Below are 15,770 nucleotides of genomic sequence, written 5' to 3'. Positions count from 1 at the left end.
GCGCCGCAATGATCGACCTCCCCCTCGTCACCATCCTGCTGCTGACCGCGTTCATCAACCTGATCGGCGCGCTCGCCTATGCCGCGCGCATCGCCGGCGTACGCACCCGGCGCATCGCGATGTCCTTCGCGCTGTTCAACATCCTCGTGCTCTTCTCGCGCACCTCGAACAGCTTCCTCGGCCCCTTCCTCGCCAAGCGGATCGAGACCCGCATCCACGACGGCAGCGGCGCCTCACTGTTCATCGACATGCAGTTCGTGCTCGCCGCGGCGAGCGTCGCGACGCTGGTCGGCATCCTGCTCGTGCCCACCGGCCAGCGTATGTTCGCCGCCGCGATCGGCTGGTATCAGACCAACCGCTCGACGACGAAACTGGCGCTGAAGGCTCTGAGCCCGAGCGGGTTGCGCACCCTGCGCCAGTCGCTCCGCTTCCCCAGCCTCGCGCACCTCAAAAGCTGGAAGATGCCCAAGGGGATCGGCTGGGGCGTGCTGATCGCCAATTGCCTCGCGCAGTCGCTGCTCGCCGTCGGCGTCGTCGCCTCGCTCTACGCCGGCTATCTCGCCCCCGAATTTCGCGTCACCGCGTCGCAGCTGTCAGCGCTGATCAACGGCTTCGCGACGATATTGCTCTTCGCCTTCATCGATCCGCAGCTCTCGGTCATGACCGACGACGCGGTCGAGGGCCATGTCGCCGAGGCCGACTTCCGCCGCGCGATCATGCTCATTTCGCTCAGCCGCCTTGCCGGCACTATTCTCGCCCAGGCGCTGCTCCTCCCCGCCGCCTTGTTGATCGCCTACGTCGCCGTGCATGTCTGAAATGCGGCGCAGCCAGTCGCGTTTCCACGCCGTCCGTTTGCGGCTCGAGGCGATGGCGGTCGAACCCGGGCCGCGCGGCTGGTTCCTCGAATTTCTCGTCTTCGGCTTCAAACAGGGCTGGGCGTGCCTGTTCGGCGGGCTGATGCTCGCTCTGCTGCTCGGCACCCATCTCTTCTGGCCCGACAATGCGGCGATCCACCGCTACGACGCGATCACCATCGGCGCGGTGCTGATCCAGATTGGCATGCTCGCGTTCCGGCTCGAAACACCGCGCGAAGCCGTCGTCATCCTGATCTTCCACATCGTCGGCACGGTGATGGAATTGTTCAAGACCGCCGCCGGGTCCTGGCAATATCCCGAGGCCAGCCTGCTCCACATCGGCGCCGTCCCGCTCTTCTCGGGCTTCATGTATGCCGCGGTGGGCAGCTTCATCGCCCGCGTCTGGCGCATCTTCGACTTCCGCTTCACTGGCTATCCACCAGCCTGGGCGACCTATGCGCTGGCCGCCGCGATCTATATCAATTTCTTCGCGCACCATTGGCTGCCCGATATCCGCTGGCTGCTCTTCGCCGCGACCGCCTTGCTCTTCTGGCGCTGCCAGGTGTGGTTCCGCCCGCTCCACATCCGCCGCCGCATGCCCTTGCTGGTCGGCTGGGGCCTCGTCGCGCTGTTCATCTGGTTCGCCGAGAATATCGGGACCTTCGCCCGCGCCTGGACATACCCGAGCCAGAATGACGGCTGGCATATGGTCGGCGTCGAGAAGCTTGGCAGCTGGTATCTGCTGATGATCATCTCGTTCGTGCTGGTCAGCTTGGTGCAACGACCGAAGGCGCCGGATACCGCTGGATAACCGTCGCCCCCGCGAAGGCGGGGGCCGTTGTCGGTCTTGCTCGGCATCGACGCGTAAACCGCNCCCCCGCCTTCGCGGGGGCGACGGGTTAATCGAACGGCCGGTCGATCGACGGCGGCGGTTCGCTGAACCATTGCGGCCCGCTCTCGGTCATGTAGAAGCAATCCTCGAGCCGGATCCCGAACTCGCCGGGAATGTAGATTCCCGGTTCGTTCGAGAAACACATGCCCGGCGCCAACGGCGTCGTTTCGCCATGCACCAGATTGACCGGTTCGTGCCCATCGAGCCCGATGCCATGCCCGGTGCGATGCGAGGTTCCCGGAAGCTTGTACCCCGGCCCCCATCCAAGCCCCTGATAAAAGCCACGCACCGCGTCATCGACCTGGCCCGCCGGCGTACCAAGCTTCGCCGCAGCGAAAGCGACATCCTGCCCCTTGCGCATCTGGTCCCACACCTGCCGCTGGCGGGGACTTGCGTTGCCGTGGACGAAGGTCCGCGAGATGTCGGACTGATAGCCATGAACGGTCGCGCCGCAATCCAACAGCACGACCTCGCCGTCCTTCACCGCCTGCGGCTTGCCGGACCCATGCGGATAGGCGCTCGCCTCACCAAGCAGGATCAGCTCGAACTCGCTCTGCCCGCCGAGCGCCTGCGTCGCGGCCTTCATGAGTCCGCCGATATCGGCCGGGGTCATCCCCACCTCGACCCGCGGCGCGGTGTGGCGATAAGCAGCGAGCGTGATGTCAGCGGCGACCTGCATCAGCGCGATCTCAGCCGCCGATTTGTGCATCCGGCACCCGCGCACCACGGGGGCACCGTTGACCACCGTCGCATCCGGCATCGCCTTTTTGAGTCCATCGACCGCAAAATAGCGCACCGTTTCCTCGACCCCGATCCGTCCCTTGGCCAGCCCGCGCTTGCCAAGCCAGGCGGCAACCGCGGCGAGCGGGTTCTCATCCTCGTTCCACGTCAGCACTTCGGCCTCGATGCCCAGGCTCTCGCGCACCGACGGCTCCTCAAAGGACGGCGTGACGATGGCCACCTCGCCTTCGCGCGTCAGCACCGCGGCGGTCAGCCGTTCGCTCCGCCACCATTGCACGCCGGTGAAATAGATGAGGCTCGACCCCGGCTCAATCAGCAGCGCGCCGATATCGTTCGCCGCCATCAGTTCCTTCGCCTTGGCGATCCGCGCCTGCCGCTCGGCCTTGCCGATCGGCACCGCCTTCGCCGCGAGGTTGGGCAGACCCGCCGTGTCGACCGCGAGCACAGATGCCGGCAACGTCGTCGCCAGCCCGGTCAGCGCCGCAGTTCCCAGAAAGTGGCGCCGCTGCATCGTCATCCCCTCATACATAGATCAGCAGGTCGGCGATCTCTTCGCGCCACGCTGCCTCGTCGGGTCCGGCCAGCGCATCGAGATCGCCCGCCACCGCCCCGGCATCGTCGACCCACGTGCGCAAGCCGCTGCCGCCGTTGATCACGTCGATCGCCAGCACATCGTCGGTATATTCATATTTGAAGTCGGTGCCGCGCCAGATCGGATAGTCGGGGTACAGCGAGCGGATCGCCTTAAACCCCAGCGCCTGCACCCGCCAGGGCCGGAACGCGGCATGGTCGTACCACGCCCCCTCGGCATGGATGAACACTCCGCTGTTCAGCACCTTCATATGCTTGTGGAAGGTCGGCTCGAACCAGATGTCGCGCAGCCTGCATCCCGCGAGCCATTCGGGCGCGAGCCGCTGCATCTCGGCGATCACCGCCTTGGCGTCGATATCGGGCGCCCCGAACAGTTCGAGCGGGCGCGTCGTGCCCCTGCCCTCGCTGAGCGTCGCACCCTCGATCATCACCGTCCCCGCATAGGCGCGCGCCATGTTGAGGTTCGCGGCATTGGGGCTGGGGTTGATCCACACGCGGTCGGCCGGCCAGCCAAAGCCCGGTCCATCGGGCTGCCACCCCTCCATCCCGATCACGCGATAATCAACGTCGAGGTTGAATTGCCGGATGAACCAGCGCCCCATCTCGCCCATCGTCAATCCGTGGCGCATCACCATCGGCCCTGCGCCGACGAAGCTCTCCCAGCCCTGTTGCAGCAACGTCCCTTCGACCGGGCGCCCCGCGGGGTTCGGCCGGTCGAGCACCCACACGGCTTTGCCATGCTCCGACGCGGCTTCGAGGATATAGAGCAGGGTCGTCACATAGGTGTAGATGCGGCACCCCAGATCCTGCAAGTCGACCAGCATCACGTCGAACGTGTGCATCGACTGCCCCGACGGGCGGCGTACTTCGCCATAGAGGCTGAACACCGGCATGCCGTAAGTCGGGTCGGTGAAGTCGGGCGACTCCATCATATTGTCCTGCAGGTCGCCGCGCACGCCATGCTGCGGCCCGAATACCGCGGTGACGTTGATCCCGGCTGCGACCAAGGCATCGAGGCTGTGCGTCAGGTCGGCTGTGACCGACGCCGGATGCGCGAGCAGCGCGACGCGCTGGCCCTCGAGCGGTTTGCGAAGCGCAGGGTCGGCGAGCAGGCGGTCGATACCGAATTGGACAGTCATGCCGGATCGGGTGCCCCAAGCGTCAGCGCAAAGCAATCGGGATGATGGAAGTCGGGTTTGCCGGGGGCGTGAGCCAGCGCCCAATAGCTTTTGGTGCCGGTCTTCTCCTCGATCACCACCGACAGGCCGACCTGCCAGTCGGCATCGTCGAGGCCGGGCTGGCCCGAAAAGTCGAACAGCGCCTGAATTATGCCGCCGACGCGGTCGAAATCGGGGACCACATCGGCCTCGCGCATCCCGGCGCGATAATCGTCGAACCAATAGGACGCCCAAGCGGTCGAGGGCGACAGGTTGAATTCCAGATAGTCGCTGCGCCCCGCAGGCTTCACGAACGCCTCGCAGCAGGTCGTCTGCCACAGCCCGTCGGTGCGCCCGAGAGCGCGGCGCGGCGGCATGACGATCCTGTCCATCTCGCCGTCGATGATGAAGCGCAGGTAGAGCGATCCCGGCTGGTTGCGAACCGCATCGACCGAAAGGAACAGGTCGGCCGAGCAAGGCGTGTCGGGATGGCAAGTCAACAGCATGACCCATCCCTACGCCAATCGCACGAACGCGGGAATGACGGGTTTGAGGAATTTCGCGCGCATGCTAAGCGCCCGCCCGCTATGACCTACAAATCCGATCTTCTGCGCGTGCTCGACGAGCGCGGCTACATCCACCAGACCACCGATGCCGACGGTCTCGACGCCCTCGCCACGCAGCAGATCATTCCCGCCTATATCGGCTTCGATGCGACAGCACCCTCGCTGCATGTCGGCAGCCTGGTGCAGATCATGATGCTGCGTCGGCTGCAGCAGACGGGGCACAAGCCGATCGTGCTGATGGGGGGCGGGACGACGCGGATCGGCGACCCGACCGGGCGCGACGAGAGCCGCAAGATGCTGTCGGATGAGACGATTGCCGCGAACATCGCGTCGATCTTCAGCATCTTCCAGCAATATCTGACCTTCGGCGACGGCCCGACCGACGCGGTGATGGTCGACAATCAGGACTGGCTCGGCCAGCTCGGCTATATCGAACTGCTGCAGGAAGTCGGCACCCACTTCACGATCAACCGCATGATGACCTTCGATTCGGTCAAGCTGCGGCTCGAGCGCGAACAGCCGATGACCTTCCTCGAATTCAACTACATGATCCTGCAAGGCTATGACTTCCGCCACCTGTCGAAGCAAATGGGCGTGCGGTTGCAGATGGGCGGCTCCGACCAGTGGGGCAATATCGTCAACGGCATGGAACTCGGCCGCCGCATGGACGGCGCCGACCTGTTCGGGCTAACGACTCCGCTGCTGACCACCGCCGCAGGCACCAAGATGGGCAAAACCGCCGCCGGCGCGGTGTGGCTCAATCCCGCGCAACTGTCCCATTTTGACTATTGGCAGTTCTGGCGCAACACCGACGACCGCGACGTCGGCAAGTTCCTGCGCCTGTTCACCGACCTGCCGATCGACGAGATCTCGCGCCTCGAAACGCTCGAGGGCGCCGCGATCAACGACGCGAAGAAAATCCTCGCCGATGCCGCGACCGCGCTGTGCCGCGGCGAAGAAGCCGCGCGGACCGCATCGGAAACCGCCGCGCAAACCTTTGAAAAGGGCCAGATCGGCGGCGACTTGCCACAGGTCGCGGCGCCCGCCGAGGGGATTCGCATCCTCGACGCGCTGCGCGAACTCGGCTTTGCGGCATCGAACAAGGAAGCGCGGCGCAAGCTCGACGAGGGCGCGGTGAAGGTGGGCGGTGTCGTGATCCGCGACGCGAATCATGTCATCCTGCCCGCCGCCGAGCCGGTCCCGGTGAGCCTCGGCACCAAGAAGCACGGCCTCGTCACCGGCTAACACCTTGCCGCAGCGTTTACCTATTCTTAGCGAAATCTGTCCGATGCTCCCGGCCTGACCAGCAAAGGCATCGTCATGCGTAAGATCGACACCAACAAGGCCCATTATGTCGGCCTCGACCAGCGCCTCGCGGCGCGTAGCGACGTCTATTGCCGCCTGCCCTTCATCCTGCCCGACGGCGGCCAGGAAATGTGCACTTGCGTCAATATCAGCGCCGACGGCCTGTTGATGCGCTATGAGCGCGGGCTGGAGATCGGCGACATGATCGTGTTCCGCATGCCGATCATCGGCCGCATCGCCGCCAGCGTGATCTGGTCGCTCGGCGGCAAGACAGGGGTGCAGTTCGCAAAGATGATCGCGGTCGAGGATTATCTGCCGATGATCCGCGCGATGGGCGCCCGCGGCGACGCCTAACCGCTGCGCAGCAGCGGCACCGCCGCATCGCGCTCAAACAGATAGAGACAAAGACGCACCGCCTCCCCGCGCGTCCCTTCGATGCCGCCGTCGCGTTCGATGAACAGGCGCGCATCGTCATGGGCGATCGGCAACAAGCGCACCAGTTGCTCGGGGCTGGCAACGCGATAATCGGCATCGCCCGACTGCTTGAGCCCGAGCAGTTCGCCGCCGCCGCGCAGTTCCAGATCCTTCTCGGCGATCACGAACCCGTCATTGGTGTCGCGCATCAGCGCCAGCCGCTCGCGCGCGGTTTCCGAAAGGGCCTGCGAGCGCAACAACAGGCACACCGATTTCGCGGTACCGCGCCCCACGCGGCCGCGCAGCTGATGCAGCTGGGCGAGGCCGAAATTCTCCGCATGCTCGATCACCATCAGGCTTGCCGCCGGCACGTCGACCCCGACCTCGATCACCGTGGTAGCGACGAGCACGCCGATCTCGCCCGCCTGGAAGCGCGCCATCACCGCATCCTTGTCGGGTCCCTTCATCCGGCCATGCACCAGCCCGACCCGATCGGCGCCGAGCCGCAGGCGCAGCAGTTCCGCGCGTTCCTCCGCCGCCGCGAGTTCGCTGGTCTCGCTCTCGGCGACCAGCGGGCACACCCAATAGGCCTGCGCTCCGCTGGCGAGATGCCGTGCCAGCCCGTCGACCACTTCGTCGAGTCGATCGACCGAGACGACGCGCGTGTCGACCGGGGTGCGGCCCGGCGGCATTTCGTCGATCCGCGACACGTCCATCTCGCCATGGTTGGCGAGCAGCAGCGTGCGCGGGATCGGGGTCGCGGTCATCACCAACAGGTGCGGGGGACGCGCCGCCTTGCCCGTGAGCATCAGCCGCTGCGCGACGCCGAAACGATGCTGTTCGTCGACCACGACGAGCGCGAGGTCGCGATAGGTCACCGCCTCCTGGAAAATCGCGTGGGTGCCGACAAGGATGTCGATGCTGCCGTCGGCGAGGCCCATCAGCGTCGATTCGCGCACCCGCCCCTTGTCGCGCCCGGTCAGGATCGCGATGGTGACCGGCAGACCCGCGAGCATCGCCTGCAAGGTCGCATAATGCTGGCGCGCCAAGATCTCGGTCGGCGCAAGCAGCGCCGCCTGCGTTCCCGCCTCGACCGCCGCCAGCATCGCGCGCAGCGCGACGAGCGTCTTGCCCGACCCGACATCGCCCTGCAGCATCCGCAGCATCGGGGTGTCGCGGCCCATGTCGGCGGCGATCTCGCGCCCCACCCGCTCCTGTGCGCCGGTCAGCCCGAACGGCAGGCGCAGCGCGCCGGTGAGCCGCGCATCGCCGACGATCGCGCGCCCCTTGCGGTTACGCAGCCCCTGCCGGATCAGCATCAGCGCAACCTGGCTCGCGAAAATCTCGTCATAGGCGAGCCGGTCATGCGCCGCCGCGTCGTGCGGGCTGGCATGCGCGCGGGTCAGCGCCTCGTTCCACGCCGGCCATTCACGCAGCGCCAGCAGCGGTCCGTCGATCCACTCGGTCAGCTCGGGCCGCCGTTCGAGCGCGATCTCGACCAGTTGGGTCAGCCGCGCATTGGTGAGGCCCTCGGTCAGCGGATAGACCGACTCGCTGGTAGCGATCGCTTCCGCGCTGTCCATCTCGGCAACATGGTCGGGATGGACGATCTGGCGCATGTCGCCATAGCTGTCGAGCCGACCCGAGACCCGTCTTACCTCGCCGAGCGGGAAGAGCTTTTTGGCGAGCCCCGCAGTGCGCCCGAAATAGACGAGCCGGACATGGTCGCCCGCGCTGTCGAACGCCTCGACCCCGAACGGCGCGCGGGGACTGCGGCCCGAGCGATACTCCTGCGCGGTCAGCGTGACGATGATCTGCTGCCCGACCTGCGCATCGTCGAGCCGATCGATCGGGTAGCGTTGCACCAGTCCAGTAGGCAGGTGGAACAGCACGTCGACGACGCGCTCCAGCCCCAGCCGCGTCAGCGGCTTGGCAAGCTGCGGTCCGACGCCCTTGAGGTCGGTCAGCGCGGCAAAGAGCGGATTGAGTATCTCGGGTCGCATGGCTACTGCGTCCCATCTATCGCTTGCTTGCCCCGTGCGCCACTCCCGGCGACATGGGCTATCGGGATTCGCGCCATGTCCGCCACCGACCGCCTCAAACGCCTGAAATTCCGTGCCTGGCACCGCGGCACGCGCGAGGCCGACTATATGATCGGCGGCTTTTTCGACCGCTATTCGGCCAAATGGAGCGAAGACGAGATCGCCTGGTACGAAATCGTCGTCGACGAGGACGATGTCGACATCATGAGCTGGGCGCTCGGGACCGGCGAACCGCCCGCGCATCTCGACCGCCCCGAGATGATCGCCGCGATGCGCCGGCTGGACTATATCCCGCTGCCATGACGCGAAGCGCCGCCGACATATTTGCCGCCATCGCGTCGGCCCCCGCACCGCTGACACTGGCGCGCGCCGCCGACGGGTTCCTGCCGCTGCTGCTCGCCGACCTCGCGCGCGCCAGCGACAAAAGGCTGGTCTATGTCGCGACCGACGATACCGCGATGCAGGCGATCGCCGATGCTGCGCCCTTCTTTGCGCCCGACCTCGCCGTCCATCGCTTCCCGGCGTGGGATTGCCTGCCCTATGATCGCGCCGGACCGTCGATGCGGGTCAGCGCCGACCGGCTGGCGACGCTGTCCGCGCTGCAACAGCCCGCCAAACGCGGCGAACTGATCCTGACCACCGTCGCCGCGATCACCCAGCGCACGCTGACCCCGTTCCGCATCCGCCAGCTCGCGACGACGCTGGCGGCAGGTCAGCGGATCGACCGCGACGCGCTGGCCGAGCTGCTCGTCGCCAACGGCTTCAGCCGCGTCGACACCGTCGCCGACCAGGGCGAGTTCGCGGTGCGCGGCGGTATCCTCGACCTGTTCCCCGCCGGCGAGGAGAACGGGCTGCGGGTCGATTTCTTCGGCGACGAGATCGAAAGCATCCGCCGCTTCGATCCCGCCGACCAGCGCAGCCTCGGCCCAGCCAAGGCGCTGCAGCTGCTGCCCGCGTCCGAAACCCTGCTCGACGAGGCGACGATCAAGCGCTTCCGCTCGGCCTATCGCGACCTGTTTGGCGGGCAGTCGACCGGCGATCCGCTGTATCAGGCGGTCAGCGAGGGCCGGCGGCAGGCGGGCATGGACCATTGGTTGCCACTGTTCGAGGAACGGCTCGCCACCCTGTTCGACCATATAGACCCCGCGACCCCGGTGCTGCGTGGGCACCGCACCGAGGCGACCGCCGAGACGCGCTTCGCCGCGATCGCCGACTATCACGCCAACCGCGTCGCCGCCGAACGCGAATCGCCGGGCAGCTACCGCCCGCTGACGCCCGAAACGCTCTACCTGACCGAGACGGATTGGGGCGCGGCCGCCGCCAGCCGCCCGATCCACATCGTCACGCCCTTCGATGTTCCGCCCGCGGCGACGATCATCGATCTCGAAACCTTCGCCGCGCGCGATTTCACCCCCGAGCGCGCCGCCGACCTCAATGTCTATCACAAGGTCGCCGATCATCTGTCGGACGAACGCCGCAAGGGGCGCCGGACGATCATCGCCAGCTATTCGGTCGGCGCGCGCGATCGCCTGTCGGGGCTGCTGCGCGATCATGGCGTGACCTCGCTCGCCCCCGCCGACGGCTGGCAGGACGCGCTCGGCACCGCCTCGGCCGAGACCGGCGGCGCCACCGCGATGGTCGTGCTGCCGCTCGACCATGGCTTCGCGTCCGACGCGATCAGTCTGCTCACCGAGCAGGACATCCTCGGCGAGCGCCTTGTCCGGCGGCAAAAGCGCCGCAAGAGCGCCGATGCCTTCCTTGCCGAACTTGCGACGCTTAGCGTCGGCGATCTCGTCGTCCATCTCGATCATGGCATCGGGCGGTATGAGGGGCTGACCTCGATCCCGGTGGGCAACAGCCCCCATGATTGCGTCGCTCTCACTTACGCGGGCGGCGACAAGCTCTATGTCCCGGTCGAAAATCTAGACGTCCTGTCGCGCTACGGCGGCGAGAGCGACGGCGTCGGTCTCGACAAGCTGGGCGGCGAAGCCTGGCAGCGCCGCAAGGCACGGATGAAGGAGCGTATTCGCGAGATCGCGGGCGAATTGCTCGCGACCGCGGCGCAGCGCGCGTTGCGCTCGGGCGAATTGCTCGCCGCCGACGCCGCCTACCCCGCCTTCGCCGACCGCTTCCCCTATCAGGAAACCGACGATCAGGACCGCGCGATCGGCGACGTGCTCGCCGACATGGCGTCGGGGCGCCCGATGGACCGGCTGGTGTGCGGCGACGTCGGTTTCGGCAAGACCGAAGTCGCGCTGCGCGCCGCCTTCGTCGCGGCGATGGCGGGGGTGCAGGTCGCACTCGTCTGTCCGACCACGCTTCTGGCGCGCCAGCATTTCACCAACTTCGTCGAGCGCTTCAAAGGCTTTCCGATCAACGTCGGTCGTCTTTCGCGCCTTGTCCCAGGCGCCGAGGCGCAGAAGACACGCGACGGCCTGACGAGCGGGCAGATCGACATCGTCGTCGGCACCCATGCGGTGATCGCGAAATCGGTCGAGTTCAAGAACCTCGGCCTGGTCATCGTCGACGAGGAACAGCGCTTCGGCGTCGTCCACAAGGAGCGGTTGAAGCAGCTCAAGACCGACGTCCACGTCCTGACGCTCACCGCGACCCCAATCCCCCGCACCTTGCAGATGGCCATGTCGGGCCTGCGCGAACTCAGCGTGATCCAGACGCCGCCGGTCGATCGCCTGGCGGTGCGTACTTACGTGGCGCCGTGGGATGCGGTCGTGCTGCGCGAAGCGTTGCTGCGCGAGCATGATCGCGGCGGGCAGAGCTTCTTCGTCGTGCCGCGGATCAAGGACCTGCCCGATATCGAGGAATTCCTGCGCAACCGCGTTCCCGAAATCAAATATGTCGTCGCGCACGGCCAGATGACCCCGACCGAGGTCGAGGACCGGATGAGCGCCTTCTACGACCGCAAATATGACGTGCTGTTGTCCACCACCATCGTCGAGAGCGGTCTCGACATTCCGAGTGCCAATACCCTGATCATCCACCGCGCCGACCGTTTCGGCCTCGCCCAGCTGTATCAGCTGCGCGGCCGCGTCGGGCGCGCGAAGACGCGCGCCTACGCCTATCTCACCACCCCCGAACATGGCGCGATTACCGACACCGCGGAAAAGCGGCTGAAATTGCTCGGCGACCTCGACACATTGGGGGCGGGTTTCCAGCTCGCGAGCCACGACCTCGACATCCGCGGTGCCGGCAACCTGGTGGGCGACGAACAGTCGGGGCATATCCGCGAGGTCGGTTTCGAACTTTATCAGTCGATGCTGGAGGAGGCGATTTTGGTCGCCAAGGCCGAGGGCGCCGGAAAGCTGCCACCGCGCGAAGCCTTGTCGCCGACGATCACCGTCGACGCGCCGATCCTGATCCCCGAGGATTATGTCCCCGATTTGCCGCTGCGGATGGCGCTGTACCGCCGCCTCAACGACGCGCAGGATCGCCCCGCGCTCGACGCCTTCGCGGCCGAGATGATCGATCGCTTCGGCCCGCTGCCGCCCGAGACGGCGAACCTCGTCCAGCTGATGGAGATCAAGGCCAATGCCAAGGCCGCCGGCATCGCCAAGCTCGACGTCGGTACCAAGGGCGCCCTCGTCAGCTTCCACGGCGACCAATTCGCCAACGTTCCCGGTCTGATTGCCTATGTCGAAAGGCTGAAGGGCCGCGCGCGCATTCGCCCCGACAACAAGCTGTCGATCAGCGGCGATTGGGTGAGCACTGGGGCGCGGCTGAACGGCGCGCTGCAATTGTCGAAGGGGTTGGGGAAGCTGGCGAAGCAGGCGGGCTAGCTTCGCCCCCGCGAAGGCGGGGGCCGCCAGCCACCTTGCGGGCCCCCGCCTTCGCGGGGGCGACGAGGGCTATTCCATCAGCGCCAGCAACTGATCCCACGGCACCGGCCCCGATTTCAAAAATCCCTGCCAGGTGGCAACCCCCAGTTCGCCCAGCCGGACGAGCTGGGCCTCATTCTCGATCCCCTCGGCCACCACCAGCAACCCCAGCGCGCGTGCAAGGTCGACGATCGCCCGCACGACGATTCGGTCGCGGTCGCTGCCGTCGATGGTGCGCGTGAAGCCGCTGTCGATCTTGAGATAATCGATCGGCAGCCGCGCGAGCAGCGACAGGCTGGAATAGCCCGTGCCGAAATCGTCGATCGCGATCGCGCTACCCAGCGCGCGGATCTGCGCGAGTTGTTCGGCGGCGCTCGCGGGATCGCTGAGCATCGCCTGTTCGGTGAGTTCGAGGGTCAGCCGGTCGGGATCAACCCCCGCGCTTTTTGCCATCGCGGCGAACCGATCGGCGAAATCGGGATCGCCAAGGTCGGCGGCGGTGATGTTGAGCGACACGCGCAGCTTCGACAGCGGCTTGGGCCATTTCGCCATCTCGGCCATCGCGACCCTGTGCGCCTGTTCGGTCAGTTCGCATTCCATCCGCGCCGCGCGCGCCGCGGTGACCAGCGCCCCGGCACCGAGCAGCCCGAGTTCGGGATGCTGCCAGCGCAGCAGCGCCTCGACCCCGGTCATTTCGCCGGTCGCGACGTCATATTGCGGTTGGTAGAAGATGACGACCTCGTCGCGCTCGAGCGCCGCCTTGACCATCGCGCCGTCGCGCGCCGACGCGGGGCGGGCAAGCTGGTCGCTCGCGGTGCGCAACTGTTCGGCGACCGATTCCTCGCGGACGATCTGCGCGGCTGCGATGCGAATCGCCAGCCGGCCGTTGGGATCGCCGACCATCGGTTCGGCGAGCGCGACATGCAGCGCACGCTCCTGCGCCCTCAGCGCGCCGAGCGACAGCGCGGCGGCGGGGACGATCAGGAAGCGCGGGCCGTCGAGCCGGTCGACGTGCGATCCCCGTCCGAACTCGTCGCCGGCGAAATTTTCAAGCCGCCGTCCGATCTCTTCGAGCACCGCATCGCCCGCCGCGGTGCCGGCACTGTTGTTGATCCGCGCGAGCTGGTCGACCTGGACCAGGATGACGCCGACATCGGCATCATGCCGCAAATGAAGCGATTCAAGGTGGCCGACGGCGGCGGAGAAGGTGTCAACTGCGCGATTCATCGGCGCTCCCATAGCAGGCATTGCTTGCCAATCCCCTGCATTTTGCAGCAAGGTTTACAAAGATGGCTCCGTTGTCACCCTCGTCCCCGGTACCCCTTACCGACGGCCATGGCCGCCGGATCGATTATCTGCGCCTGTCGGTGACCGACCGCTGCGACCTCCGCTGTCGTTACTGCATGGCGGAGGACATGATTTTTCTGCCAAAATCGGCAGTTCTTAGCATCGAGGAAATGGCCGAGCTCGCCGAGCGCTTCGTCGCGCGCGGTATCCGCCGCATCCGCCTGACCGGTGGCGAACCGCTGGTCCGGCGCGGCATCGACACGCTCGCGGAGCGACTCGGCGCGCTGATCGGCGAGGGACTCGACGAACTGACGCTGACCACCAACGCTATGCGGCTCGCCGAATATGCGCCGATACTCGCCGCCGCGGGCGTGCGCCGAATCAACGTCAGCCTCGACACACTCGACCCGGCCGCCTTCCGCCACATCACGCGCGTCGGCGACCTCGACGTCGCGCTGAAGGGCGTCGCCGCGGCGCGGCATGCGGGCCTTGCCGTCAAGATCAACATGGTCGCGCTCGCGGGACTCAACGAGGATCAGTTGCTGCCGATGCTGGCCTGGTGCGCCGCCAACGGCTGCGACCTGACGCTGATCGAAACCATGCCGCTCGGCGACATCGCCGACGACCGCAGCGACCATTATATCCCGCTCCACGCGTTCGTCGCGCCGCTGCGGGCCGAACGCGCGATCTTCCCGATCGACAAAAAGACCGGCGGCCCGGCGCGCTATTTCGCGGTCGAGGACAGTCCGGTGACCCTCGGCCTGATCACCCCGCTCAGCGACAATTTCTGCACGACCTGCAACCGCATCCGCCTGACCGTCGAGGGGCGCATCTATATGTGCCTCGGCCAGGAGGATCATGTCGACCTGCGCGCCGCGCTGCGCGACGGCGGCGCGCATGCAGTCGACGGCTTGATTGACGGCGCATTGGCTGGCAAACCCCGCGCGCATGACTTTCATATCGACCGAAAGTCCAAACCGGCGGTCGCGCGTCATATGAGTGCAACGGGCGGCTGACACCCCGCCCCAGTTTAAAGGCACGGGGACCTGACCAATATGCAACGCAAGATCGCGCTCGTCGCGTCGAATTCGCCCGTCGCGATGGAGGCCGAGGCCGAATTGCGCCCGCTCTACGACTTCGTCGAACTCAACGACGCCGATCTGTTGATCGTGCTCGGCGGCGACGGGTTCCTGCTCCACATGCTGCACCAGCTGCTCGACCAGCGGCGCAGCTTGCCGGTGTTCGGGATGAACCGCGGCACCATCGGCTTCCTGATGAACGAGTTTCGCGTCGAAGGGCTGCTCGACCGGCTCGCCGCAGCCCGGCCCTTCCTCATCCATCCGCTGTCGGGCGACATCACCACGATCAGCGGCGAGCGCCATATATTGCCCGCGATCAACGAAATCTCGCTGCTCCGCGAAACGCGCCAGGCGGCGAAGCTCGAGGTGATGATCAACGAAAAGACGATGCTCGAGGAACTGGCATGCGACGGCGTGCTGGTGTCGACCCCGGCGGGATCGACCGCGTACAACCTCAGCGCCAACGGCCCGATCCTGCCGCTCGAATCGCAGATGCTGGCGCTGACCCCGATCAGCCCCTTTCGCCCGCGGCGCTGGCGCGGCGCGCTGGTCCCCGAATCGACGAGCATCCGCTTCAACGTCCGCGAGGCCGCCAAACGCCCGGTCAGCGCGGTCGCCGACCAGCGCGAAATCCGCGATGTGAAGACGGTTTTGGTGACCACCGACCGCAGCCGCCCGCTGACTTTGCTGTTCGATCCCGACCAGGGGCTCGACGAACGCATCGCGATGGAACAATTTATCGTTTGAGGTCTTGCAAAATGCCGCGCGCGGCGGCAAAGGGGCCGCCTTGTCCGGCTCGCCGGCATGTTCCTCGGTAGCTCAGCGGTAGAGCTCTCGACTGTTAATCGAGCGGCCGTAGGTTCGAATCCTACCCGGGGAGCCATTTCTTTCCAGACATACGAAAGCCTACGCCAAAGCACCCTAGCTTTGCGTGGTTTGCGGCTCGTCGAGCCCCGATTTGATTCGTCGGCGTCGACAATCGATGCCAGTCCTATTTGCACGTAAATTA

The 15,770-nt window shown here is 66.4% G+C and carries 13 protein-coding genes and 1 tRNA gene; 9 read left to right on the top strand and 5 right to left on the bottom strand.

The features are described 5' to 3' along the window. Positions 1-8: 8 nt before the first annotated feature. Positions 9-815 (top strand): lipid II flippase Amj family protein, encoded by an 807-nt coding sequence (locus tag ASD67_RS10130; protein ID WP_082544944.1) that lies wholly within the window; start codon positions 9-11, stop codon positions 813-815. After that, positions 808-1,665, top strand: a complete 858-nt coding sequence (locus ASD67_RS10125) for a DUF817 domain-containing protein (RefSeq protein ID WP_056346487.1) — start codon at positions 808-810, stop codon at positions 1,663-1,665. The genes ASD67_RS10130 and ASD67_RS10125 overlap by 8 nt, the downstream gene beginning before the upstream one ends. Positions 1,666-1,753: 88 nt before the next feature. Here the strand turns inward: ASD67_RS10125 and ASD67_RS10120 are convergent, their stop codons facing one another. From ASD67_RS10120 to ASD67_RS10110, 3 genes are read right to left on the bottom strand one after another with little or no spacing between them, the layout of a single operon-like run. Then, positions 1,754-2,998 (bottom strand): M24 family metallopeptidase, encoded by a 1,245-nt coding sequence (locus ASD67_RS10120; RefSeq protein WP_082545006.1) that lies wholly within the window; start codon positions 2,996-2,998, stop codon positions 1,754-1,756. 10 nt (positions 2,999-3,008) lie between these two features. Then, a complete protein-coding gene (locus ASD67_RS10115) occupies positions 3,009-4,217 on the bottom strand; it encodes an exo-beta-N-acetylmuramidase NamZ family protein (protein WP_056346484.1) in 1,209 nt (402 codons plus the stop codon). Beyond that, on the bottom strand, positions 4,214-4,741 hold the full coding sequence (locus tag ASD67_RS10110) for a DOMON-like domain-containing protein (RefSeq protein ID WP_235535625.1): 528 nt from the start codon (positions 4,739-4,741) through the stop codon (positions 4,214-4,216). The genes ASD67_RS10115 and ASD67_RS10110 overlap by 4 nt, the downstream gene beginning before the upstream one ends. Positions 4,742-4,822: 81 nt before the next feature. On the opposite strand from ASD67_RS10110, the gene tyrS reads away from it, so the two are divergent. Together tyrS and ASD67_RS10100 are read left to right on the top strand one after the other, a co-directional pair. Next, the gene (gene tyrS, locus ASD67_RS10105; RefSeq protein ID WP_056346482.1) at positions 4,823-6,046 is read left to right on the top strand and encodes a tyrosine--tRNA ligase; all 1,224 of its coding nucleotides are present in this window, start codon (positions 4,823-4,825) and stop codon (positions 6,044-6,046) included. Positions 6,047-6,121: 75 nt separating this feature from the next. Further along, a complete protein-coding gene (locus ASD67_RS10100; protein ID WP_056346480.1) occupies positions 6,122-6,460 on the top strand; it encodes a PilZ domain-containing protein in 339 nt (112 codons plus the stop codon). On the opposite strand, the gene recG is transcribed toward ASD67_RS10100, so the two are convergent. After that, positions 6,457-8,523 (bottom strand): ATP-dependent DNA helicase RecG, encoded by a 2,067-nt coding sequence (recG, locus tag ASD67_RS10095; RefSeq protein ID WP_056346479.1) that lies wholly within the window; start codon positions 8,521-8,523, stop codon positions 6,457-6,459. The two genes, ASD67_RS10100 and recG, sit on opposite strands and share 4 nt — an antisense overlap. A gap of 75 nt (positions 8,524-8,598) precedes the next feature. Between recG and ASD67_RS10090 the strand changes: the two genes are divergently transcribed. After that, entirely contained in the window at positions 8,599-8,865 is a 267-nt protein-coding gene (locus tag ASD67_RS10090) for an FAD assembly factor SdhE (RefSeq protein ID WP_056346477.1), read from the top strand. After that, positions 8,862-12,356 carry a transcription-repair coupling factor gene (gene mfd, locus ASD67_RS10085; protein WP_056346475.1) on the top strand — a complete coding sequence of 1,165 codons (3,495 nt, stop codon included), beginning with the start codon at positions 8,862-8,864 and terminating at the stop codon, positions 12,354-12,356. The genes ASD67_RS10090 and mfd overlap by 4 nt, the downstream gene beginning before the upstream one ends. 69 nt (positions 12,357-12,425) lie before the next feature. Here mfd and ASD67_RS10080 read toward each other — a convergent pair whose 3' ends face one another. Beyond that, positions 12,426-13,622 carry a GGDEF domain-containing phosphodiesterase gene (locus ASD67_RS10080; RefSeq protein ID WP_056346473.1) on the bottom strand — a complete coding sequence of 399 codons (1,197 nt, stop codon included), beginning with the start codon at positions 13,620-13,622 and terminating at the stop codon, positions 12,426-12,428. A gap of 62 nt (positions 13,623-13,684) precedes the next feature. On the opposite strand from ASD67_RS10080, the gene moaA reads away from it, so the two are divergent. The 3 genes from moaA to ASD67_RS10065 all read left to right on the top strand — a co-directional run bounded on the left by moaA (position 13,685) and on the right by ASD67_RS10065 (position 15,644). Then, positions 13,685-14,698: a GTP 3',8-cyclase MoaA gene (moaA, locus tag ASD67_RS10075; RefSeq protein WP_056346471.1), complete on the top strand. Its 1,014-nt coding sequence runs from the start codon at positions 13,685-13,687 to the stop codon at positions 14,696-14,698. A gap of 39 nt (positions 14,699-14,737) precedes the next feature. Further along, on the top strand, positions 14,738-15,508 hold the full coding sequence (locus ASD67_RS10070; RefSeq protein WP_200938004.1) for an NAD kinase: 771 nt from the start codon (positions 14,738-14,740) through the stop codon (positions 15,506-15,508). A gap of 61 nt (positions 15,509-15,569) precedes the next feature. Next, positions 15,570-15,644: transfer RNA gene (locus tag ASD67_RS10065), tRNA-Asn, on the top strand. Positions 15,645-15,770: the final 126 nt, after the last annotated feature.

This window comes from Sphingopyxis sp. Root1497, from assembly GCF_001427085.1.
In the GTDB taxonomy this organism is placed as follows: domain Bacteria; phylum Pseudomonadota; class Alphaproteobacteria; order Sphingomonadales; family Sphingomonadaceae; genus Sphingopyxis.
The sequence above is the reverse complement of the archived record's forward strand: the minus strand, read 5'-3'. Positions and strand labels throughout refer to the sequence as shown.

Excerpts from the sequence above, each read along its gene's own strand:
- mfd (WP_056346475.1), top strand. The coding sequence starts at position 8,862 with ATGACGCGAAGCGCCGCCGACATATTTGCCGCCATCGCGTCGGCCCCC.
- ASD67_RS10120 (WP_082545006.1), bottom strand. The coding sequence starts at position 2,998 with ATGCAGCGGCGCCACTTTCTGGGAACTGCGGCGCTGACCGGGCTGGCG.
- tyrS (WP_056346482.1), top strand. The coding sequence starts at position 4,823 with ATGACCTACAAATCCGATCTTCTGCGCGTGCTCGACGAGCGCGGCTAC.
- ASD67_RS10070 (WP_200938004.1), top strand. The coding sequence starts at position 14,738 with ATGCAACGCAAGATCGCGCTCGTCGCGTCGAATTCGCCCGTCGCGATG.
- ASD67_RS10115 (WP_056346484.1), bottom strand. The coding sequence starts at position 4,217 with ATGACTGTCCAATTCGGTATCGACCGCCTGCTCGCCGACCCTGCGCTT.
- ASD67_RS10080 (WP_056346473.1), bottom strand. The coding sequence starts at position 13,622 with ATGAATCGCGCAGTTGACACCTTCTCCGCCGCCGTCGGCCACCTTGAA.
- moaA (WP_056346471.1), top strand. The coding sequence starts at position 13,685 with ATGGCTCCGTTGTCACCCTCGTCCCCGGTACCCCTTACCGACGGCCAT.
- ASD67_RS10130 (WP_082544944.1), top strand. The coding sequence starts at position 9 with ATGATCGACCTCCCCCTCGTCACCATCCTGCTGCTGACCGCGTTCATC.
- ASD67_RS10090 (WP_056346477.1), top strand. The coding sequence starts at position 8,599 with ATGTCCGCCACCGACCGCCTCAAACGCCTGAAATTCCGTGCCTGGCAC.
- ASD67_RS10110 (WP_235535625.1), bottom strand. The coding sequence starts at position 4,741 with ATGCTGTTGACTTGCCATCCCGACACGCCTTGCTCGGCCGACCTGTTC.
- ASD67_RS10100 (WP_056346480.1), top strand. The coding sequence starts at position 6,122 with ATGCGTAAGATCGACACCAACAAGGCCCATTATGTCGGCCTCGACCAG.
- ASD67_RS10125 (WP_056346487.1), top strand. The coding sequence starts at position 808 with ATGTCTGAAATGCGGCGCAGCCAGTCGCGTTTCCACGCCGTCCGTTTG.
- recG (WP_056346479.1), bottom strand. The coding sequence starts at position 8,523 with ATGCGACCCGAGATACTCAATCCGCTCTTTGCCGCGCTGACCGACCTC.